Here is a 21137-nt window from a genome sequence, read left to right as displayed (position 1 = left end):
CAAGCTTAAAGCAAGCTGACATGAAGACTGTTCTTTCTTCTTCCTGACAGATTGACTTAAGCCCTCGAGACCCTAGACGCCGTAGCTTGAAAAGGGAGTGAGAATATGGAAAAAATACTTGAAGTAAAAGATTTAGAAGTCTCATTCCAAACATATGGAGGATCAGTAAAAGCGGTTCGTGGAGTAAGCTTTGACCTTCATAAAGGAGAGACACTAGCCATTGTTGGTGAATCAGGGTCTGGTAAGAGTGTGACCTCCCAGACGATTATGAAATTAATACCAATGCCACCTGGCAAAATTACAGGCGGTCAAATTCTTTTCAACGGAGACGATATTGTTCCTAAAACAGAAAAACAAATGGAAAAAATTCGTGGAAAAGAAATCAGCATGATCTTCCAAGATCCGATGACTTCTTTGAACCCAACTATGAAAATCGGGACTCAAATTATGGAAGGCTTAATTAAGCATCAAAATATGTCTAAGCAAGCCGCAAAAACACGTGCAGTGGAACTGCTTAATCTAGTTGGTATTCCAATGCCAGAAAGACGTGTCAATCAATATCCGCATGAGTTTTCAGGTGGTATGAGGCAGCGTGCAATGATTGCGATTGCGCTTGCAGCCAATCCTAAGCTCTTAATTGCTGATGAGCCTACAACCGCATTGGATGTTACTATTCAGGCACAAATTCTTGACTTAATGAAAGATTTGCAAAGCAAAATGGACACATCGATTATTTTCATTACTCATGACCTTGGTGTTGTTGCAAACGTTGCTGACCGTGTAGCAGTAATGTATGCAGGACAAATTGTTGAGATGGGTACGGTCGATGAAATTTTCTATGATCCGCGTCATCCTTACACATGGGGATTATTAGCTTCCATGCCTAGTTTGGATAATGATAATAAGGCAGATCTTGCTGCAATTCCTGGTACACCACCAGATTTAACTAACCCCCCTAAGGGCGATGCGTTTGCAGCTAGAAATCAATATGCACTTGCCATTGATTTTGAAGAAGAACCACCGATGTATCAAATCTCTGAAACTCATTTTGCAAAAACTTGGCTTCTCCATCCAGATGCACCAAAGGTTGAGCCGCCAGAAGCTGTGAAAAAGCGCATGCGTCAATTATCCTCTACATTTGATCAAGCTGTCCTTATGAAGGAGGGTAAATAAACATGGCTGAAAAATTATTAGAAATTAAGAATTTAAAGCAGCATTTTAATGTTGGCAAAGGCAATACAGTAAAAGCTGTTGATGGAATTACGTTTGATATATATAAAGGTGAAACACTTGGTCTTGTAGGCGAATCCGGATGTGGAAAATCTACTACCGGCCGTACGATTATACGCCTTTACGATGCAACGGATGGTCAAGTCCTTTTCAATGGAGAAGACGTTCACGGAAAAAAATCAGCAAAGGAACTGAAGAAATTCAATCGAAAAATGCAAATGATTTTCCAAGATCCTTATGCCTCTCTAAATCCAAGAATGACTGTTGCAGATATTATTGCCGAGGGCATTGATATTCATGGACTTGCAAAAGATAAGAAAGAACGGATTGAAAAGGTTTATGAACTGTTAGAAACTGTTGGGTTAAATAAGGAACATGCTAACCGTTATCCGCATGAATTTTCAGGCGGTCAAAGACAGCGTATTGGGATTGCCCGTGCACTAGCGGTGGATCCAGATTTCATTATTGCCGATGAGCCAATTTCAGCACTTGATGTATCCATTCAGGCACAGGTTGTCAACTTAATGAAAAAGCTGCAACGTGAAAAAGGTCTAACATATTTATTTATTGCCCATGACCTTTCAATGGTAAAATATATTAGTGATCGTATCGGTGTAATGTATTTCGGAAAGTTAGTTGAACTTGCTTCGGCTGAAGATTTATATAACAATCCAATGCACCTATATACACAATCATTGTTATCAGCTATTCCACTTCCAGATCCAGATACGGAGCGTACACGTAAGCGTGTGTCTTATGATCCGAAAGTTCATAATTATAGCGATAAGGAACAAGTTGAAATGCGCGAAATTGTACCGGGTCATTATGTTTATTGTTCTGAAAAGGAAGCACAAACCTTTAAAGCGCAATATGTGAAATAAAAGAAGCGATCTCTTGAGTGAGATCGTTTTTTTTGTCTAACTGCTGCTCCTAACCCCTCTTTAGTCTAAGTCAAGTTTGCTAGCAGATTTAAGATCGACCTTCCATCCAGCTTGTCTAATGCTTGTCGGGGCTGTACAGTCTGCTCCGCTTTTCTATTTTATAGAATAAAAAAGAGATGCTAACGGACAGTAGCATCTCCAAACAATCTATTTCCTTTTTCCTCCAACTTGCTTCCAGCCAGTCTGAATCTTTAAAGATTGATCAACAAATTCAGACCCTTTTTTTCCACTGAAGAGCTTTTCGCCTATCCCATTCGTAAGAACACCTAATGTAGCAGTTAATCCAATTATAAGTAGAGCAACAACTGTTAAATCGAATATGTATCCTCCCATGATAAACCCCCATCATTCTATTTTACAGCATTCATCTGGATTAAGAATGTATAACCTCTACTCTTATTGTAGTAGATGTTCCCAAGTATTTAAAGGGGAAAATAATGATTCGCTCATTTGATTATGAATTTTTCGTATGTTAAATTATTAAGATGTAAATTACTGACAAAAAGGAGCCGAAACATGAATTGGTATGAAAAGCTAAATCAATATTTTCCTGTAGAAGAAATGAAATCAAAAGAGCATATGGAGACACTTTTAAAGGATCGTCCTGACATATATCATAAGGATGAAGGACCCTATCATGTTCTCATGTATGCAGAGCTTGATAATTTTGTATTTATTGATTACTTGTACGTATCTAAAGAATCACGAGGACAGGGACTTGGCCATAAGCTATTAGAGATGCTTAAGAAAAAGCAAAAACCAATTATTTTGGAAGTGGAGCCAGTTGATTATGAGGATACAGACACGGAAAAAAGGCTGCGCTTTTACAAGAAAGAAGGGTTTGAACATGCGAGTTCGATTGGTTACAGAAGACGTTCACTCGCAACAAAGGAAATCAATGAAATGGAAATTCTCTATTGGGCACCGAATAATGAAAGTGAAGAACTAGTTTTTAGCGCTATGCAAAAAACATATGAAATGATTCATACGTATCGTGATACCCATTTTTATGGAGAATCGTATCAGCCTGTTGATGAAGTACTGACTTTCGAAGAAGATAAAGATACAAATAATATATTAGATGAAATCTAAGACTCTCTCACAGCTGTTCTCTTGAATGTTATGTTTGCATTTATCAACCTGCTTGAGAAAGTTAAAAATTTTTATGAAAAAAATGAAACTTTTCATCTCCTCATTCGTCTTATATTATAGGATTACAAAATGAACATTTGAATCATGATAATGGGACAGCTTCTCGATAATTGAAAAACATATACCAAATTAGCTGGATCTGGTGTATAATACTCAATATAAATTACTTAATTAAAGTAATTTTAATTTAAGATTAGCTCGTATGTTCATTCATAAACAAACCAAATTCTATATATTGTGATTAGATATGTCAATAATAAAGGAGTGAAATTGTAAAATGGTCACATTATACACTTCACCAAGTTGTACATCTTGCAGAAAAGCAAAATCATGGCTGGAAGAGCATGATATCCCTTATAAAGAAAGAAATATTTTTTCAGAACCACTTTCGATTGAGGAAATTAAAGAAATTCTTCGCATGACTGAAGATGGAACAGATGAGATTATTTCAACACGTTCAAAAATATTTCAAAAACTTGATGTGAACTTAGAGGCAATGCCATTGCAAAACCTTTTTGAGTTAATTAAGGAAAATCCAGGTTTGCTTCGTCGCCCAATCATTCTTGATGAAAAACGTTTGCAGGTTGGATATAATGAGGATGAAATTAGACGATTCCTTCCAAGAAAAGTTCGTACATTTCAGCTTCGTGAGGCACAGCGCTTAGTCAATTAGTAACTAAATAGCTTAGCTTAATTTATCTAGATTGTTTTCTTAAGTAATAAGATTACTTTCTATCTAGTATAAAATAGGCCTTCTTTCTGCGGATGGAAGGTCTTTTTAATTTTAGATAAGTTTTTAATTTGTGAAAGAGCTGAAACTTTGATAAAATACAAGAAATTATATGGGCATATAATGGTTTTTATAAAGTTGTGACATTTTCATTCCCTTTATACTCTTTTTGTCATAAAATAAATGTACAAGGTGCAATATCAATTACCTTCTTATAAAGGGATAACCGTATATCGGAATGAGAATTAACAAACGTATATATGGGGGAATATTCCCTTCAAGTGCTTCTCTTTACTATAGAGGCAGTAACAATTTCCAGAAGGGAGAGTTGCAATATGGAAATCGAGCGTATTAACGATCATACAGTTAAATTTTATATTTCATACGTTGATATAGAAGAAAGAGGCTTTGAACGCGATGAAATATGGTATAATCGTGAACGAAGTGAAGAGCTTTTTTGGGAAATGATGGATGAAGTTCACCAGGAAGAAGAATTTTCTGTAGAAGGTCCGCTATGGATTCAAGTTCAAGCACTAGATAAGGGCTTAGAAATTTTAGTTACAAAAGCACAGCTTTCTAAAGATGGTCAAAAGCTAGAGCTTCCTGTATCTGATGAAAAGTTAAATCATCTTCCAGTAGACGAGCGGATTGAAGATCTTCTAGACCAGCATTTTAATCCGAATATGGAAGAAAGTGAATTAGACTACGAAGAAAATCTAGACTTTCTTCTAACGTTCGCCGATTTTGAAGATCTTATCTCCCTTTCCAAACGTGGAGGACTAGACAACATTCCTACGAAATTATACTCTTTTGAAGGTAAATATTATTTATTTGTTGAATTTCCTGAAGAGGAATTTGAAGAAGAAGATATTGATAATTTATTATCAATTCTATTGGAATACGGTCTTGAAACACAGAGAACCATTCATTTTATAGAAGAATACGGGACTCAAATTATGGATGAAAACGTGTTTGAACAAATAAGAAAGTATTTTTAATTAGAAAAGCCGATTTCAATTTTTGAAATCGGGTTTTTTTGCGAAAATAGAAAAAGAAAGAATTGTTGATAGTAGGTGCAAAGGTGAAAAATACAGTAAGAATCGGTTTATTTATTAGCCTTTTAGTTGGATTTATTTTTGTATATGATCTCTATGTAAATCCATCAGGCGGATATTTAGGCTATATAAGTTTATTAATGTCGATGTCAGTAATTTTTATTGCTTTCGTCATCTTCCTAGAAAATCGTCATCCCGCACAAACATTAACTTGGTTAGTTGTTTTAGGCAGCTTTCCGTTAGTCGGATTTATCTTTTATCTTTTATTCGGCCGAAATTATAAAAAAGAGAAAATGTTTAGACAAAAATATATTCTTGATAAGCAGGCATTTTTACGATTTGAAGGCGAACATGATCTGATTAATGAAGAGAAAATTAAGCAATTGGCAGATCATCAGCGGAAATTATTCTATCTAGCACAGAACTTAGGACATAGTCCTATATCATTCGCTACCCAAACGCAAGTGCTTACAAATGGAGACGAAACGTTCCATGAAATATTGGAGTCATTAAAAAGTGCCACTCACCATATCCATTTGGAATATTATATCGTCCGTCATGATCATATTGGTCAGGAAATAAAGGAGATTCTCATTCAAAAGGTAAAAGAAGGGGTGAAGGTAAGATTCCTATTTGATGCCGTTGGGTCTTTGCAATTATCCAAAAAATACATTTCCGAACTTAGGCAGGCTGGAGTGGAAATGATTCCATTTGGTCCCGTCCGGTTGCCTTTCCTAAACAGTAAGATTAATTTCCGCAATCATCGTAAAATTATCGTGATCGATGGAAGTATCGGCTTTGTTGGCGGGTTGAATATTGGGGATGAATATTTAGGTCGCGTTGAGAGCTTTGGTTTCTGGCGTGATACCCATATGATGATGAAAGGGGAAGCTGTTAGAAGCCTTCAATTGATTTTTCTGCAGGATTGGTATTATATGACGAATCAAAACATTTTATCTGCTGACTATTTGTCCCCTGTATTGGAAGAGAATATTCATGGCGGGGTTCAATTAGTTGCTGGGGGACCAGATAATGAATGGAGCGTCATCAAAAATATCTTCTTTTCCATGATTACTTCTGCAGAAAAATCAGTATGGATTGCCTCTCCATATTTTATTCCGGATGAAGATATTTTTTCTGCTTTAAAGGTAGCCGCACTAAGTGGAATTGATGTTCGTTTGCTTATGCCGCAAAGGCCAGATAAGAAAATTGTATTCTATGCTTCAAGATCTTATTTTCCAGAGCTGCTGGAGGCAGGCGTGAAAATATATGAATATAAAAAAGGCTTCATGCATAGTAAAATTGTCATTGTTGATGAGGAATTGGCATCCATCGGTACATCTAATATGGATATGAGAAGTTTTCATTTGAATTTTGAAGTAAATGCATTTTTATATCGAACAAGAAGTACCCAAAAGCTTGTAAAAGAATATATAAATGACCTGAAAAATTCAAGGAAAATAGATATTAATAAATTTAAGCGAAGACATATTGGATACCGTATGATTGAATCAACATCAAGATTGCTATCCCCGTTTTTATAGAACCTAGTCCATTTTGGGCTAGGTTTTTTAATAATTAAAAGGTATTTGTCATTTCTCGTCGAATGAATAAATAATAAAAGAAAGGAGATGAGATTTTGCTTGTTTCAAAGACGAGACAGGGCGAATGGGTTAGTTTGGCTGAGAAGCATAACCAAGAAATGCTAAAGGAAATAAGAAGAAAGGAGATTTTCTTTTGCCCGGAATGTGGCGAACAGGTGATTTTAAAAATCGGTTCGAAAAGGATTGCTCATTTTGCTCATAAAGCTAGAAGTGTGTGTGCTGAAAGCTATGAGAGAGAATCAGACTACCATTTAAGAGGAAAACTTCTCTTGTATAAATGGTTGGATTCATTAGGTTTGAAGCCGAAACTTGAGCCTTACAGGCAAGAATTTTCCCAGCGGCCAGATATTAGTTTTGTTTATGAAGATGTCCAATATGCAATCGAATACCAATGTTCAGTCATTCCAGAAGAATTATTTGTGAAAAGAACAAATAATTATTTACAAGCAAACATAACCCCGATTTGGATCATATCCGGAAAAAATATAAAACGAAAAGGAAGCAATAAAGCAGCATTATCAAGCTTTGATTATTTATTTCTCTCTAAATCTTCTACAGAGCAATGGCATATGCCGTCCTTCTGTCCTGACACCAAAACCCTCATTACCCTACATTCCATTCTTCCTGTTACAGTGAAAAATGTCATTACGAAATTTTCGATCATTGATCTGGATAAGGCTCAATTAATCGATTTGCTGAATCCGAGCTGGAAACAACAAGTTAGACTTAATGATTGGCAAATTGAAATCAGAAAGGAAAAAAATATTAGTCCCCTATATGGAACCTCTCAGAATAAATTCCTCCAGGATTTATACAAACACTCCCTCATTCCAGCCCTTTTACCACCAGAAATCGGCCTTCCTGTTACCAATGCACCTTTTATTGAAACATCTGTCCTAAAGTGGCAAAGCTATTTATTAATGGATGTTTTTCACCATCGACGGCCATTTTCGATGAAGGAAGTTGTTCATGTTTTTAGAAAAAGAATGCAAAAAGGGGATATTCAAATTAGAACGCTTCCTTTAGTAAAAAAGGGCAATGATTTAGAAGCTGTTAAAGAGTATATCCAACTGCTTGTTAAAGTAAATTATTTGAAGGTGGTTGATCATTATTATTTTCAAGTAGTAAGGAATCGATATGCTGAAACCTATGCGGAGCAGGAAAAAATGCAAACGGATTTTTATCAGGAATATGGAAAAATAATCTATAAACACTTAAATAAGTTACAATAATGGAAATCGTCTCTTTTGAATACAATAGGAGGAGGTGAATTTCTATTAAAAGGAGGATTTTGTACGTAAGGATAGAAATAAACAAATGAGGATTTTTTTCGAATGACGAAATGTTGAATGGAGGATAAGAAAATGGCTAACGAAACAGCAGTTAAAAAACTTCCGAATAGAAGTGAAATCTCTGTAGAGGATACATGGAAACTGGAGGATATTTTTGCTAGTGATGATGCATGGGATAAAGAATACAAGGAAGTAGAAGCTCTAGTACCAGAAGCAAGCCAGTATCAAGGGAAACTTGGTGAAAGTGCAAATCAATTGTATGAAGCCCTTCAATATCAGGATCACCTCTTAGAACGTCTCTCAAAGCTTTATACATATGCACATATGCGCTATGACCAAGATACAACAAATTCCTTTTATCAGGGGATGGATGACCGGATTAAAGGCTTATACTCCAAAGCAGCAAGCAGTCTTGCCTATATTGTTCCAGAACTACTTGCTGTTGATGAGGGGAAAATTAATGCCTTTTTAGAGGAAAAGGAAGAGCTGAAAGTTTACAAGCATTCGTTGGAAGAAATTAATCTTCAGCGTCCACATGTTTTATCTGCTGAGGCGGAAAGTCTACTTGCACAAGCTTCTGAAGTATTCGGTGCATCAAGCAATACGTTCGGCATGCTAAATAATGCAGATCTTGAGTTCCCGTCTATTACAGATGAAAATGGGGAGGAAGTGGAGATTACTCATGGGCGCTATATCCGCTTTCTTGAAAGCGATGATCAGCGAGTAAGACATGATGCGTTCAAAGCTGTCTATGACACATATGGCAAGTTCCGCAATACATTTGCAAGTACATTAAGCGGAAATGTGAAAACAAATAATTTTAATGCCAAAGTAAGAAATTATGATTCTGCCCGTCATGCCGCACTTGCAGCTAATAATATTCCTGAATCTGTCTATGATAATCTTGTAAAAACAGTGAACGATAACCTTCACCTATTACACCGCTATGTCAAGCTGCGTAAAAAAGTACTTGGTTTAGAAGAGCTTCATATGTACGACCTATATACACCTCTTGTAAAAGATGTGAAAATGGAAGTGAAATATGATGAAGCAAAGGAATTAATATTAAAAGGATTAGCACCTTTAGGGGACGACTATCTAAATGTCCTAAAAGAAGGCTTTGATAATCGCTGGGTGGATGTCCATGAAAATAAAGGGAAGCGGAGCGGTGCCTACTCATCCGGAACATACGGAACTAACCCATATATTTTGATGAACTGGCAGGACAATGTGAACAATCTGTTTACCCTTGCACATGAATTTGGCCATTCTGTTCATAGTTACTATACAAGGAAATCTCAGCCGTACCCGTATGGAAACTATTCGATTTTTGTTGCTGAAGTTGCGTCCACATGCAATGAATCGCTCCTTAATGATTATTTGCTGAAGACGATCGATGATGAGAAGAAGCGTTTATTCTTGCTAAATCATTATTTAGAAGGCTTTAGAGGAACAGTATTCCGTCAAACGATGTTTGCAGAATTTGAGCATCTCATTTATCAGAAGGTACAAAATAATGAAGCGTTAACCGCTGAATCATTAACAAAGGAATATTATGAGCTGAATAAGAAGTATTTTGGTGAAGAGGATCTTGTTATTGATGAGGAAATTGGATTAGAGTGGTCTCGAATCCCGCATTTCTATTACAATTACTATGTTTATCAGTATGCAACTGGCTTCAGTGCAGCGACAGCACTAAGCAAACAAATTTTAGAAGAAGGCAACCCAGCGGTAGAGCGATATATCGAATTTCTTAAAGCAGGTAGCTCCGATTACCCAATTGAGGTATTAAAGAAAGCAGGAGTAGATATGACCAGCTCAAAACCAATTGAGGATGCATGTAAAGTATTTGAGGAAAAATTAATTGAAATGGAAAACCTGCTAGGTTAAATGGACAAAAGGAGAACGGATTGCTTCCGTTCTCCTTTTTTGTCTAGCTGTGGCTCCTACTCCTCGAGGTTATAAGCCATGCAGGCTAGAAGGTTTAAGAACGACCTTCCATCCAGCTCGGCTTATGCTAGTCAGGGCTGTACAGTCGCCTTCGCTTTTCAATTTCTAAAACCCCCTGAATTTTTTTTGATCGTTAATAAAGGTAATTAAAATAAATACAGATAAAAAAAGGATAGGAGAACTAATATAAATTGGAAATAGTTTCATGAGGCCAAGAATATTTAGTACTAAGGAGAAAAGAATAAATAGTATCAACATGGCTATCGTAAGCTTTTTCATTTTCACCTTTCACTCTTCCTCTCAAAAATGAAGTGTCCTGTTTAATGACATTGTATGCGCTTGTCCATGATTTATGCGATGGATTTGACAATCTTGTGAAGAAACACACAAACTTATTGTCGATGAAAAATTAAAATGATATAGTAATGACATGAAGTTGATCACAAACAAACATTAACCCCTTTGTTTGGGCCGTGAAAAATTTCTCCCATCCCCTTTGTTCGATAAAAAGAAAAAAGACCATGCTGACGAAGGCATGGTCTTTTTCTGAAGAAAATAATATATATATCTGATTTAAAAGGTCAGGGTTGATTTAATTCGTTATACTTCCAAAACATTCCGTATTTAACGGGAATTTGTTCAACTACTTGCTTTAATTGCAGCTTTTTCATTTCTTTTTCCACTTCATTGACTGTTAGGTTATAGACAACAGCAATCTCCTGTGATGCAACAAATTTAAAATATTGTAAAAATACCTCTAACGGCGGAAGCACAGATCGTTCTGGCTTCTTCATTAACATTTCCTCTAAGATTTGTTCATACACTTCATATGGGTAATTTCCAGTAATCTTAATTCCTTCTTCCTCAATATGTTCATTAAAGAAGACAAGAGTAGGAATTTCCTGAACTTCCATTTCGGAAGTGATTTTCAAATCACATTGGAGGGCTCTTGATGCACTTTCTGAATGAATATCAGAAATAAATTCATCGACATCAAGTCCAACTGTTTTTGCACACTTTGTTAAAATATCTAAGTTCGAAACATTTTGTTTTTCTAAAAACAAAACTTCTTGCAGCTTTCGTAAAAAACGGATGCCGGCTCTTCTTCCTTGAAGCTCGGCAGCTTTAATCGCAATGGAGGCAAGATGTGGAGAAGAAATTGGATTCTCGAGCCATAGATTGCCATCACATGACATTCCTGTTCGACTTGCTGTCTTTTCCCAAAGATCAGCCATACTCTCATAGTTTTGCTTTCTTGCCATATTTAATGTCGCTAACCTGCCGCTTAATACATGTTTAATGGAAAAGTAACGACCGTATTCAATCATTAGTTTTTTAATAATTGGTTCAAGTGCCCAGCACTCTGGACAAAGAGGATCAATGAACATGTACAATTCAAGCGGCTTCTTCTCATTGCCATGACAGTGAGGAGATGACGACTTTGATTTGAATGATTCCTGATTGTTCACAAGTTCTCACCTTTCATCATATCGTTTTCAGATGTATTAACCATATGCTGTGCAGTTAAAAAGAGTCGTGCATAGAAATCTTCTCTTATTGGTCCAAAGAGTTCAACTTCATCCATTGCTTCATTCATGCATGACAGCCAAGCCTTCGCCCTTGTTTCAGTTATTTCAAAAGGCATGTGCCTGGCACGGAGCATAGGATGTCCATGTTCTGCTGTATATAAGGGGGGGCCACCTAAATATTGAGTTAAAAATTGCTTTTGTTTTCTAGCTGTTTCTGTAAGATTATTAGGGAAAATGGGAATAAGATCTGGGTGCTGCCCAACGCGATTATAAAAAGCCTCAACAAGCTTGTGAAGCTTATCCGCACCGATGATATCGAAAGGTGTATTCATTTTCTCGACCATACTAATACTCCTTTTTATGGAATGCAAGACATTCCATACCTCTGTTGAATTACCTTTATTCTATCAATGAGTGCTTTATATCTCAAATAAATAGCTTACAATGGCAATTTATACATGTTTTTTAAGAGTGTATGGTTCACGATGGCATTCTTTACATGCAAAAACCGTCCTTTCTTTAGACGGCTTTTGAATATAATTGTAATATCGAAATTTAACGGACTGTATGACTCCCACTTTAGGAATTGAGGAAAACTAAAGTAGGCTACAGCTTGTAAATTCAGTGGGGATGGACCCCACGTATTGAAGTTTCCCTTTATGCGAGAAAGTGAGATTTGATTTTTTGTACATAATTTTGAGTTTCTTTAAATGGAGGGATACCCCCATATTTATCTACATTACCAGGTCCAGCATTGTAGGCAGCTAGTGCTAATTCAATATTCTCATCATACTTGTTTAACATTTGGCGCAAGTACTTGGCACCGCCAAATACATTTTCCTGAGGATCAAATACATTTTTGACGCCTAATCCTCTTGCTGTGTCAGGCATTAATTGCATAAGACCAGATGCACCAGCATAGCTAACTGCATTCGGATTAAAGTTTGATTCCTGCTTAATAACAGAATGCAGCAGTTTTTCGGGAATGTTATAAAGTGCTGCAGCCTTTTCAATAATTTCATTAAAGTTCTTATTAGATCCGGAAAACTTTGTTAGATTGACAGGCGGTAATGCTGTACCTGCTAACGGAGAAAATGAAGTATTCAAATAAGATTGTAATGATGCAACTGTTCCTTGCTGATTGTAAGATGGATCAGCCGAAGATAGGCTTGAATCTGCTAATAATTCAGTAAGAAGATCTTGAAACATTGTATTTGAATCAGTCCCTGATTGGGAGCTATTAAAACCCTTCAATGCTTGTAATTCAAGCATAACTTTCAACTGCTCTACGTTCATAAAATACTTTCTCCTTTATCAATCGTTATACTGCATATACTTTATGTTATAAAAACGTTTAATTTTGTTTTCTGTCTTTCGAACAGGGATTTCTAATTGTTCAAGCAAGGCGGAGAACTTCTTCTGACCGTCTTTTCTGTTGCTTACTTCATATTCTAACTCAAAATCTTCTATATTTAAATAGAAACTATTGTCTATAACGACTAGTCCATTCTCATATTCCACTTCAGCTCTTTTTGTTGTTAATGAGCCAAAATATTGAATCCTATCAGGATCGACATTCATCTCTTTGATTAGCTTAATAATTGTCTCATTCATAATCTTTCCTGTTTCGAATATTTTTTCCGCAGCTAAAGGTTCAATTGATTCATTTGTTTCTAGGAGAGCATCCTGATAGGGCTGTTTTAATGTTAGTTCATATTTCTCTTCTTTTTTTCGGATACGGAGGGCGGAAGCTTGTTCCTTTAAAGCAAAATCGGGTGTATCAAAATAATGATTTTCCTGTGTGAAAAAGTCAGTATCATTCAATCTAAAATGGTTGACTAGCCTTTTAAATTCTTGTTTTGTAAGTAAGTTTTTAAATTCAATTTCAATATTTTGAGACAAAGATTATTCATCCTTTCAATCAGTCATCATCTTATTATCGCTTTCTTCTCATTTATCAGCAATTTTTTTTTAGATTATTTCTCACCGTGTGATAGAATAATAAAAGAGTTTGGAGGTAGAAAAAATGAAAAAGAAAATTAAAATTATCAATGCTGAATGGAATAAAAATGAGGAATTGGTATTGCATGTTGAAGAAGGGGTTTCGATTTTGGAAATGAAGCCAATGGGACAAATGCTTGTTGATTCTGACCAATTGGCTTTTATATATGTTGTTGATAAGGATGACGAATATACCTATATTTCCATTCCTGAGTCAACGTGGCCTAAGCTTAAAAATGCGCTTGAGAATTGTACAGCAATATACATAACTGACCAAAATGAACAGTTGCTTTTAACAGATTTTCACGAAGAACTAAGCTACTTAATTGAAAATATTAAAGGGAATAGCAATTACGGGGAAGTAATGGTAGAAAAAGTCGAAGCACTATTTGTATAAAATTTAGATCATCCACCCAAGCCTAATTTTTCAGGCTATCTTACATAAATATAAAATGGATAAGGTGGTGTGTTTTACATATGAAGAATTGGGATCAATTTTTAAGTCCATATAAGCAAGCAGTAGAAGAATTGAAGGTAAAGCTAAAAGGGATGAGAAAGCAGTATGAGCAAGCATCCTCTCATTCTCCAATTGAATTTGTTACTGGCAGAGTGAAGCCAATAGCGAGTATTTTAGATAAAGCCAACCAAAAAGGAATTCCTTTGGATAAGCTGGAAACAGAAATGCAGGATATAGCAGGACTGCGAATGATGTGCCAGTTTGTTGATGATATTAAGCGGGTCGTTGAACTGCTGAGAAATAGAAATGACTTTGAAATTGTTGAAGAAAGAGATTACATATCCCATAAAAAGGTGAGCGGCTACCGTTCCTACCATGTGGTTATACGTTATCCAGTTCAGACTATTCATGGGGAGAAGAAGATTCTTGCTGAAATTCAAATTCGGACATTAGCAATGAATTTTTGGGCAACGATTGAGCATTCTTTAAATTACAAATATAAAGGCCAGTTCCCTGAGGATATTAAAATGAGACTGCAGCGTGCAGCAGAAGCAGCTTTCAGGCTTGATGAGGAAATGTCGCTTATCAGAGGAGAAATCCAGGATGCTCAAGCATTTTTTACAAAGAAAAAGGAACAGCAGGAAAATACATAATATTCAAGAGGTCAATTGCATTTCTAATATAGAGGAGCATGATACGAATGAAATTTGCTATTACATCGAAAGGTGATACTAAATCGAATACGCTCATGCATAAAATGAAAACGTATTTATTAGATTTTGATCTAATATATGACGAAGAGCAGCCTGACATTGTTATCTCAGTAGGCGGGGATGGAACACTGCTGTATGCGTTCCACCGCTATACGGGACGTCTAGACAAAACCGCGTTTGTTGGCGTTCATACAGGTCATTTAGGATTTTATGCGGATTGGGTCCCAGAGGAAATTGAAAAGCTTGTGATCGCCATTGCCAAAACTCCATTTCAGGTGATTGAATACCCATTAGTAGAGGTAATTATCCGCTATCAAAATGGAGGCCGAGAAACACGCTTCCTTGGATTAAATGAAGCCACTGTAAAAGCTGTTGATGCGACACTCGTTATGGATGTTGACATTCGCGGTCAGCACTTTGAACGGTTTAGAGGAGATGGACTTTGTGTTTCAACACCTTCAGGGAGTACTGCCTATAATAAGGCACTCGGTGGCGCCATCCTGCATCCTTCAATACCGGCAATTCAGCTTGCTGAAATGGCCTCAATCAATAATAAGGTTTTCCGGACAGTTGGCTCCCCGCTTGTCCTCCCGGCGCATCATACATGTACGCTGAAACCAGTAAATGCACCGGACTTTTTAATTGCTGTCGACCATTTAACCATGCTCCATAAAGATGTGAAGTCCATCCAATTTCGCGTAGCCGATGAAAAAATTCGCTTTGCCCGCTTCCGGCCATTTCCATTCTGGAAAAGGGTTCATGACTCGTTTGTTGCGGACTAAAGGAAAAGCGGAAGACGCCCGATTATCGGCGACAAGCATAAGACAGATCGTCAGGAAGGTTTGTACTTTAACCTTCATGACGAGATGACTTATGACCTCGAGCCGATGGCGTCTGGAGCTAGACAAGGAAAAGCGGAAGACGCCCGATTATCGGCGACAAGTATAAGACGAGCTGTTAAGAGGTATGTTATGACAAGATTTCAATTACAATGGCAAGTAACTGAGTCCGATGCCAATAAAATCATTAAGGATTTTTTAAAAGAAAAGCAAATTTCTAAAGCCGCATTAACAGATATAAAGTTTAAAGGCGGTTTTATTACAGTAAATGGATCGGAACAAACGGTCAGGTACTCGCTCAAGCAGGGTGATTGTCTCACCATCGGCTTTCCTGAAGAATATCCCAGTGAAGGAATGGAAGGTGAGAGGATTTCATTACATATCTTATATGAGGATGATTTTATACTCGTTGTGAATAAACCTGCAGGTATGAGTACGATTCCCTCAAGAGAACATCCTGCTGGAAGCTTGGCCAATGCTTTGATTGGTCATTACGAACAAAAAGGTCTAAAAGCAACAGCCCATATTGTTACCAGACTTGATCGTGATACATCTGGATTAGTACTTATTGCAAAACACCGGCATGTCCATCATTTATTAAGTGAACAGCAGAAAGCTAAAGGTGTGAAAAGAATATATGAGGCGTTTCCTGAAGGGGTTTTGACGAATCGTATTGGAGTAATTGAACAGCCAATTGCACGTAAAAAGGACAGCATCATTGAAAGAGAAGTCAGCCCGAATGGTCAGTATGCTTGTACGCGCTATGAAGTGATTTCCTGTTATCCGACTTTTACCCATTTAAAACTGCAATTACAAACAGGTCGAACGCATCAAATACGTGTTCATCTATCTTATTTAGGCCATCCATTATTAGGGGATGATTTATATGGTGGAAGTGTGGACTTAATAAATAGACAAGCACTTCATTGCTGTGAGCTGAGCTTTTATCACCCGTTTTTGGAAGAACATCTAACCTTTCAGCAAGAGCTGCCTGAGGATATGAGGCAATTAATTTGAAAAAGCCGGAGCTCCCGGCTTTTTTGCTTTGTAATGTAAATAGCTCAAAAAAAGGTTTTCGGAAGGATCCAATTGAGTAGATAAAGTGGTCAAGTACAATACGTTAAGCACCTAAAAAAGTAAAAACCCAGAAAAAGCGGTCACATAAAATTATTTTGCAGCCCGAAAAAGTAAAAAAACTAGGAAAGCGGTCACATAAAATTATTTTACAGCCCGAAAAAGTAAAAAACTAGGAAAAGTGGTCACATAAAATTATTCTAAAACTCAATTTAGAAAAAAATTATTAACTATTACTCAAAGAAGTTAAATTTCTCGAAATTTCTCCTCCACAAGCGGTATCGTTGATGGAACTGAAACGATTTCCATTTCGGGGTATTTCAGAGCGGTTAATTTGTTGCCAAAAACCGCACCGGTATCAATATTGTATGTATTGTTTACGATGCGAACTTCTTTAACTGGTGTATGTCCGTAAACGATGACAGCATCACCTTTATATTGTTTGGCCCAGTCACGCCTTACAGGAGAACCATCGGGATGCTTTTCCCCCGTTATATCTCCATACAAAACAAAGGTTTTGACTTTATTTGAGTGTTTCCCAGTTAAATCTTCGCGGATACCTGCATGGGCAATAACGAGCTTCCCGTTATCAAGAATCAAATGTAATGGGGCATTTTCGTATAGATGAATAAATTTATCGCGAATCCTCTTCTTTTCTTTTTGATCAAGTGCTTCATATTCGGCAACTGTCGTCTCGAGACCGTGTGTGTGCTGCACTTTATTGCCTAAAAAGAATCGATACAACTTATTGCAGTGATTCCCTGGAACATAGTAACCTAACCCTTTATTGACAATGGCCGAAACCGCTTCAGCAACCTTCAGAGAATGGGGTCCACGATCCGTTAAATCACCGACAAAGGCTAATTTTCTTCCATTAGAATTTATAGGAATCCCTTCAGAATCCCATTTATATCCGAGCTTATTTGTTAGCTCCTGAAATTCTTGATAGCATCCATGTATATCTCCAATAATATCTAATTCCATCACTTACACCTACCTTGGCTATTCTTATGTAGTCCATTTTATCATTTCATTTCTACAATTGTTCTATTCCATTGTCTTACAAGACCTAAATCTCCTGATGATTTAAATGCCTTTTTCAGGGGAAAGTAAATAAAAAATATGGAATTTAATTAATAGTAAGCGACAAAAAAGTAAAGATTTGCTAGTATTATGAGGTATTGAAGGCAATAAGGAAGGAGGGAATGAGATGGAAGAAGTAAAAGAAGAGCATGCGGTCCATCACATAAATAAGGAAATACTAATCGATTCTTTAAAAAATGAAGATATTGAAGGATTTCGTGGAGAATTTTTGGAATTGCATCCTTATGACCAGGCTTCATTTTTTAAGGAATTGGATGAGGAGCATCGTGAGAAAATTTATCATTACCTCTCGCCTGAGGAAATGGCAACACTATTTGAAAACCTAGAAATAGATGATGATGAATATAAAGATGTCCTTGCAGAAATGAATCCGAATTACGCTGCTGACATGATTTCAAAGATGTATGTCGATGATGCAGTAGACGTATTAAATGAGCTTGAAAAGGAACAGGTAGTTAGCTATTTAACCATTATGGATGAAGAAGCAGCCCAGGAAATAAAGGATCTTCTTCATTATGAAGAGTATACAGCTGGAAGTATCATGACAACTGATTTCGTTTCAATATCAGCCAATCAAACGGTACGTTCAGCGATGTATATTTTAAAAAATGAGGCTCCAAAAGCGGAGACGATTTATTATATCTATGTCTTAGATGAGCACAGACGATTATTAGGTGTCATTTCATTAAGAGATTTAATTGTTAATGATGATGACACAATGATTGCAGATATAACCAATGACCGAATTGTTTCTGTTTCGGTTGGGGATGACCAGGAAGAGGTTGCCCGTAAAATAAAGGATTATAATTTCTTAGCCTTGCCTGTAGTCGATTTTCAAAATCACTTATTAGGAATTATTACGGTTGATGATGTTATGGATGTCATGGAAGAAGAAGCATCTGATGATTATTCCAAGCTTGCTGCTGTATCGGATATGGATACGATCGACCGTAATCCACTCTCAGCGGCACGAAAGCGGCTCCCATGGCTGATTATCTTGTTGTTTCTCGGAATGATGACAGCAAGCTTAATTGGACGATTTGAGGAAACCTTAAATAAAGTAGCTATTTTAGCAGTTTTTATTCCGTTAATTGCCGGTATGGCTGGGAATACTGGAACCCAGGCTCTTGCGGTTGCTGTCCGTGGGATTGCGACAGGTGATTTGGAAAAGGAAAATAAATGGAAGTTGATTGTAAGAGAAGCCGGTACCGGACTGATAACAGGTGCGATTTGCGGAGTTCTTGTATCAATTATCATTTTTATTTGGAAGGGGAATATTTTTCTAGGCATACTCGTTGGTATTTCTATTTTATGTACTTTAATTGTAGCTACTTTAGCTGGCGCTCTAATTCCACTGATTATGCATAAGTTTAAGATTGATCCAGCTGTTGCCTCAGGTCCATTCATTACAACAATAAATGATTTAATCAGCATATTAATTTATTTTGGTATGGCTACTTTATTCATGAGTTATCTGCTTTAGGTTTTTAATATAAGGCGCATAGCATCATTAGTGGACAAAACTGATTTACTTATTTTTTCGAAAGGGGAGATTTGATGGAAGAACATGGCGCATCGGTTGCATCATTAGTAATAGTTATTATTGTTGCTTTTCTGACTCCCATTCTGCTGCATCGGTTGAAGATGAATTTTCTGCCTGTCGTTGTAGCAGAAATATTAATGGGCTTAATCATTGGAAAAAGCGGATTTAATCTTGTTCATCCCGATATGTGGCTTGAGACTTTATCAACGCTTGGATTTATTTTTCTCATGTTCCTCAGTGGGTTAGAAATAGATTTTACTGCATTCTCTGGGAAGAAAAAGAGAGATAAGCTGCCGAGTGGGAAATTAGAACCGAATGCTTTCTTAGCATCAACGATTATTTTTACAGGTATTTTTGCTGTTTCATTAGGATTGTCGTATCTGTTCGTCCTGATGGGCTTTATCGATAATGTATTCTTAATGACCTTAATTATATCAACAATTTCATTAGGTGTTGTCGTTCCAACGTTAAAGGAAGCACATCTTATGAAAACGACAATTGGCCAAATTATTTTATTAGTAGCGGTCATTGCTGATCTTGTAACAATGATCTTACTTGCTGTTTTTGTTTCTTTATATGATGGAGGACAGGGTAATACATGGTTGTTGCTTATTCTCTTTGCAGCTGGAGTCCTACTGTATTTTATCGGGAGACGATTCAAAAATCGTAAATTTATTGAGGCGATGTCAACTGGAACCGTGCAAATTGGAACAAGGGCTGTATTTGCACTCATAATTTTCCTTGTAGCACTTTCAGAAACAGTAGGGGCAGAGAATATTTTGGGAGCTTTCCTTGCAGGAGTACTCGTATCCTTATTAGCACCAAACCAAGAACTCGTCCATAAGCTGGATTCATTCGGTTATGGTTTCTTAATCCCAATATTCTTTGTAATGGTTGGCGTAGATTTAGATGTATGGTCCTTATTAAGCGATAAAAAAATGCTGATGTTAATTCCACTATTACTAATTGGACTGCTAATATCGAAAATTCTTCCCGTTTATTTATTAAAACGGTGGTATGACAAAAATACTGTTATCGCTTCGGCATTCTTATTAACATCTACCTTATCATTAGTCATTGCAGCCGCAACGATTGGTGAAAGAATTGGGGTCATAACTTCTGAAATGAGCGGAACTTTAATTTTGGTAGCGGTCATTACAAGTATTTTCACACCAATTGTTTTTAAGAAGTTTTTCCCTAAGGAAAATAATATTGAAAAGAAATTGAAAGTGGCATTTATAGGAGCGAATCAGCTGACGTTGCCAGTCTATAGCGAGCTGAAATCGGGTTTATATGAACCAATCCTGTATCATAAAAAACTAGAAAAGGCAGATAAGGGTATCTCGGATTCCTTATTTGAAATTATCGAATTGGAGGATTACTCTCTTCAAACGCTCGAGCAAACAGAGGCGATTCATTCCGATATTGTTGTTATTTCCACTGGAGAAGAGGAGGCAAATGCCACTCTTGCGATTGCATTTAAGGAATATGGAGTGGATCGGGTGATTTGCCGTCTTGAAAGTCCTGATTTGCAGGAAAGTTTGTGGGACCATGACATCGAAGTATTTTCAGTATTAATGTCGCAAAAAACCTTGCTAAGAGCTTTGATTGAATCACCAAGCGTGATGAATATATTAACGAATCAGGAAACCGCTCTTTATGAAATTAAGCTGTTAAATAACCAGTTTGAAGGGATGTCCTTAAGAGCATTCCCGTTCACTGGTGATGTTATTTTCGTACGGATATTCCGTGGACATGACTCCATTGTTCCGCATGGGGATACAGAGCTTCAAATAAATGACCGATTAATTGTTACAGGAACGAAGGAATATGTTGATGAGCTCAAACGTGAGCTGGAGTTTTGCGAGTGGTGTTAAAGTTGTTGTGAGCTAGTCTGCTAGATAAAACGGCAGACTAGTTTTT

General features: G+C 36.8%; 21 protein-coding genes. 14 read left to right on the top strand and 7 right to left on the bottom strand.

What is annotated here, in order from left to right:
• The first annotated feature begins 105 nt into the window (after window positions 1–105).
• Window positions 106–1173, top strand: a complete 1068-nt coding sequence (locus FI644_RS00510) for an ABC transporter ATP-binding protein (RefSeq protein WP_053475254.1) — start codon at window positions 106–108, stop codon at window positions 1171–1173.
• A 2-nt stretch (window positions 1174–1175) separates the two neighbouring features.
• Window positions 1176–2111 carry an ABC transporter ATP-binding protein gene (locus tag FI644_RS00505; protein WP_053475255.1) on the top strand — a complete coding sequence of 312 codons (936 nt, stop codon included), beginning with the start codon at window positions 1176–1178 and terminating at the stop codon, window positions 2109–2111.
• A 207-nt stretch (window positions 2112–2318) separates the two neighbouring features.
• Here the strand turns inward: FI644_RS00505 and FI644_RS00500 are convergent, their stop codons facing one another.
• Window positions 2319–2504, bottom strand: a complete 186-nt coding sequence (locus FI644_RS00500) for a hypothetical protein (RefSeq protein WP_053475256.1) — start codon at window positions 2502–2504, stop codon at window positions 2319–2321.
• Between the two features lie 183 nt (window positions 2505–2687).
• Here FI644_RS00500 and FI644_RS00495 point away from each other — a divergent pair, with 183 nt between their 5' ends.
• From FI644_RS00495 to pepF, 6 genes are all read left to right on the top strand, one after another.
• Complete coding sequence (locus FI644_RS00495; protein ID WP_053475257.1) at window positions 2688–3263, top strand: GNAT family N-acetyltransferase; 576 nt, start codon at window positions 2688–2690, stop codon at window positions 3261–3263.
• 337 nt (window positions 3264–3600) lie between these two features.
• The gene (spxA, locus tag FI644_RS00490; RefSeq protein WP_053475258.1) at window positions 3601–3996 is read left to right on the top strand and encodes a transcriptional regulator SpxA; all 396 of its coding nucleotides are present in this window, start codon (window positions 3601–3603) and stop codon (window positions 3994–3996) included.
• 392 nt (window positions 3997–4388) lie between these two features.
• Window positions 4389–5051 (top strand): adaptor protein MecA, encoded by a 663-nt coding sequence (mecA, locus tag FI644_RS00485; protein ID WP_053475259.1) that lies wholly within the window; start codon window positions 4389–4391, stop codon window positions 5049–5051.
• An 83-nt stretch (window positions 5052–5134) separates the two neighbouring features.
• Window positions 5135–6652, top strand: coding sequence for a cardiolipin synthase (gene cls / locus FI644_RS00480; protein WP_053475260.1), 1518 nt, complete (start codon window positions 5135–5137; stop codon window positions 6650–6652).
• Window positions 6653–6747: 95 nt separating this feature from the next.
• A complete protein-coding gene (locus tag FI644_RS00475) occupies window positions 6748–7944 on the top strand; it encodes a competence protein CoiA (RefSeq protein ID WP_053475261.1) in 1197 nt (398 codons plus the stop codon).
• Window positions 7945–8076: 132 nt separating this feature from the next.
• On the top strand, window positions 8077–9894 hold the full coding sequence (pepF, locus tag FI644_RS00470; protein ID WP_142107854.1) for an oligoendopeptidase F: 1818 nt from the start codon (window positions 8077–8079) through the stop codon (window positions 9892–9894).
• A gap of 165 nt (window positions 9895–10059) precedes the next feature.
• Here the strand turns inward: pepF and FI644_RS27530 are convergent, their stop codons facing one another.
• The 5 genes from FI644_RS27530 to FI644_RS00445 all read right to left on the bottom strand — a co-directional run bounded on the left by FI644_RS27530 (window position 10060) and on the right by FI644_RS00445 (window position 13385).
• Window positions 10060–10161, bottom strand: a complete 102-nt coding sequence (locus tag FI644_RS27530; protein WP_501162001.1) for a hypothetical protein — start codon at window positions 10159–10161, stop codon at window positions 10060–10062.
• Between the two features lie 374 nt (window positions 10162–10535).
• Entirely contained in the window at window positions 10536–11423 is an 888-nt protein-coding gene (locus FI644_RS00460) for a ClpXP adapter SpxH family protein (RefSeq protein WP_053475264.1), read from the bottom strand.
• On the bottom strand, window positions 11420–11827 hold the full coding sequence (locus FI644_RS00455) for a globin domain-containing protein (RefSeq protein WP_053475265.1): 408 nt from the start codon (window positions 11825–11827) through the stop codon (window positions 11420–11422). Before FI644_RS00455 ends, FI644_RS00460 begins: the two co-directional genes overlap by 4 nt.
• A 313-nt stretch (window positions 11828–12140) precedes the next feature.
• Window positions 12141–12779, bottom strand: coding sequence for a lytic transglycosylase domain-containing protein (locus FI644_RS00450; protein ID WP_053475266.1), 639 nt, complete (start codon window positions 12777–12779; stop codon window positions 12141–12143).
• An 18-nt stretch (window positions 12780–12797) separates the two neighbouring features.
• Complete coding sequence (locus tag FI644_RS00445) at window positions 12798–13385, bottom strand: CYTH domain-containing protein (protein ID WP_053475267.1); 588 nt, start codon at window positions 13383–13385, stop codon at window positions 12798–12800.
• A gap of 124 nt (window positions 13386–13509) precedes the next feature.
• Here FI644_RS00445 and FI644_RS00440 point away from each other — a divergent pair, with 124 nt between their 5' ends.
• The 4 genes from FI644_RS00440 to FI644_RS00425 all read left to right on the top strand — a co-directional run bounded on the left by FI644_RS00440 (window position 13510) and on the right by FI644_RS00425 (window position 16510).
• A complete protein-coding gene (locus FI644_RS00440; protein WP_053475268.1) occupies window positions 13510–13881 on the top strand; it encodes a UPF0738 family protein in 372 nt (123 codons plus the stop codon).
• A gap of 80 nt (window positions 13882–13961) precedes the next feature.
• Window positions 13962–14594 carry a GTP diphosphokinase gene (gene yjbM, locus FI644_RS00435; RefSeq protein ID WP_053475269.1) on the top strand — a complete coding sequence of 211 codons (633 nt, stop codon included), beginning with the start codon at window positions 13962–13964 and terminating at the stop codon, window positions 14592–14594.
• A 47-nt stretch (window positions 14595–14641) separates the two neighbouring features.
• Window positions 14642–15436, top strand: a complete 795-nt coding sequence (locus FI644_RS00430) for an NAD kinase (RefSeq protein ID WP_053475270.1) — start codon at window positions 14642–14644, stop codon at window positions 15434–15436.
• A 189-nt stretch (window positions 15437–15625) separates the two neighbouring features.
• Window positions 15626–16510 carry an RluA family pseudouridine synthase gene (locus FI644_RS00425; protein ID WP_053475271.1) on the top strand — a complete coding sequence of 295 codons (885 nt, stop codon included), beginning with the start codon at window positions 15626–15628 and terminating at the stop codon, window positions 16508–16510.
• A 303-nt stretch (window positions 16511–16813) separates the two neighbouring features.
• On the opposite strand, the gene prpE is transcribed toward FI644_RS00425, so the two are convergent.
• On the bottom strand, window positions 16814–17551 hold the full coding sequence (gene prpE, locus FI644_RS00420; protein ID WP_053475272.1) for a bis(5'-nucleosyl)-tetraphosphatase PrpE: 738 nt from the start codon (window positions 17549–17551) through the stop codon (window positions 16814–16816).
• 226 nt (window positions 17552–17777) lie between these two features.
• On the opposite strand from prpE, the gene mgtE reads away from it, so the two are divergent.
• Both mgtE and FI644_RS00410 read left to right on the top strand, forming a co-directional pair.
• Complete coding sequence (gene mgtE / locus FI644_RS00415; protein ID WP_053475273.1) at window positions 17778–19154, top strand: magnesium transporter; 1377 nt, start codon at window positions 17778–17780, stop codon at window positions 19152–19154.
• A 74-nt stretch (window positions 19155–19228) separates the two neighbouring features.
• A complete protein-coding gene (locus FI644_RS00410) occupies window positions 19229–21091 on the top strand; it encodes a monovalent cation:proton antiporter family protein (protein WP_053475274.1) in 1863 nt (620 codons plus the stop codon).
• The last annotated feature ends 46 nt before the right edge of the window (window positions 21092–21137 follow it).

Origin of the sequence: Cytobacillus solani, assembly GCF_006704205.1 — a bacterium.
Taxonomy (GTDB): domain Bacteria; phylum Bacillota; class Bacilli; order Bacillales; family Cytobacillaceae; genus Cytobacillus; species Cytobacillus solani.
This window is presented reverse-complemented; position numbering and strand designations above follow the sequence as displayed.

Bases quoted from the DNA above. Each gene is read 5' to 3' on its own strand.
- FI644_RS00510 (WP_053475254.1), top strand. From the start codon at position 106: ATGGAAAAAATACTTGAAGTAAAAGATTTAGAAGTCTCATTCCAAACA.
- mgtE (WP_053475273.1), top strand. From the start codon at position 17,778: ATGGAAGAAGTAAAAGAAGAGCATGCGGTCCATCACATAAATAAGGAA.
- mecA (WP_053475259.1), top strand. From the start codon at position 4,389: ATGGAAATCGAGCGTATTAACGATCATACAGTTAAATTTTATATTTCA.
- FI644_RS00500 (WP_053475256.1), bottom strand. From the start codon at position 2,504: ATGGGAGGATACATATTCGATTTAACAGTTGTTGCTCTACTTATAATT.
- FI644_RS00495 (WP_053475257.1), top strand. From the start codon at position 2,688: ATGAATTGGTATGAAAAGCTAAATCAATATTTTCCTGTAGAAGAAATG.
- yjbM (WP_053475269.1), top strand. From the start codon at position 13,962: ATGAAGAATTGGGATCAATTTTTAAGTCCATATAAGCAAGCAGTAGAA.
- spxA (WP_053475258.1), top strand. From the start codon at position 3,601: ATGGTCACATTATACACTTCACCAAGTTGTACATCTTGCAGAAAAGCA.
- FI644_RS00450 (WP_053475266.1), bottom strand. From the start codon at position 12,779: ATGAACGTAGAGCAGTTGAAAGTTATGCTTGAATTACAAGCATTGAAG.
- pepF (WP_142107854.1), top strand. From the start codon at position 8,077: ATGGCTAACGAAACAGCAGTTAAAAAACTTCCGAATAGAAGTGAAATC.
- FI644_RS27530 (WP_501162001.1), bottom strand. From the start codon at position 10,161: ATGAAACTATTTCCAATTTATATTAGTTCTCCTATCCTTTTTTTATCT.
- FI644_RS00505 (WP_053475255.1), top strand. From the start codon at position 1,176: ATGGCTGAAAAATTATTAGAAATTAAGAATTTAAAGCAGCATTTTAAT.
- FI644_RS00430 (WP_053475270.1), top strand. From the start codon at position 14,642: ATGAAATTTGCTATTACATCGAAAGGTGATACTAAATCGAATACGCTC.
- prpE (WP_053475272.1), bottom strand. From the start codon at position 17,551: ATGGAATTAGATATTATTGGAGATATACATGGATGCTATCAAGAATTT.
- FI644_RS00410 (WP_053475274.1), top strand. From the start codon at position 19,229: ATGGAAGAACATGGCGCATCGGTTGCATCATTAGTAATAGTTATTATT.
- FI644_RS00440 (WP_053475268.1), top strand. From the start codon at position 13,510: ATGAAAAAGAAAATTAAAATTATCAATGCTGAATGGAATAAAAATGAG.
- FI644_RS00425 (WP_053475271.1), top strand. From the start codon at position 15,626: ATGACAAGATTTCAATTACAATGGCAAGTAACTGAGTCCGATGCCAAT.
- FI644_RS00455 (WP_053475265.1), bottom strand. From the start codon at position 11,827: ATGGTCGAGAAAATGAATACACCTTTCGATATCATCGGTGCGGATAAG.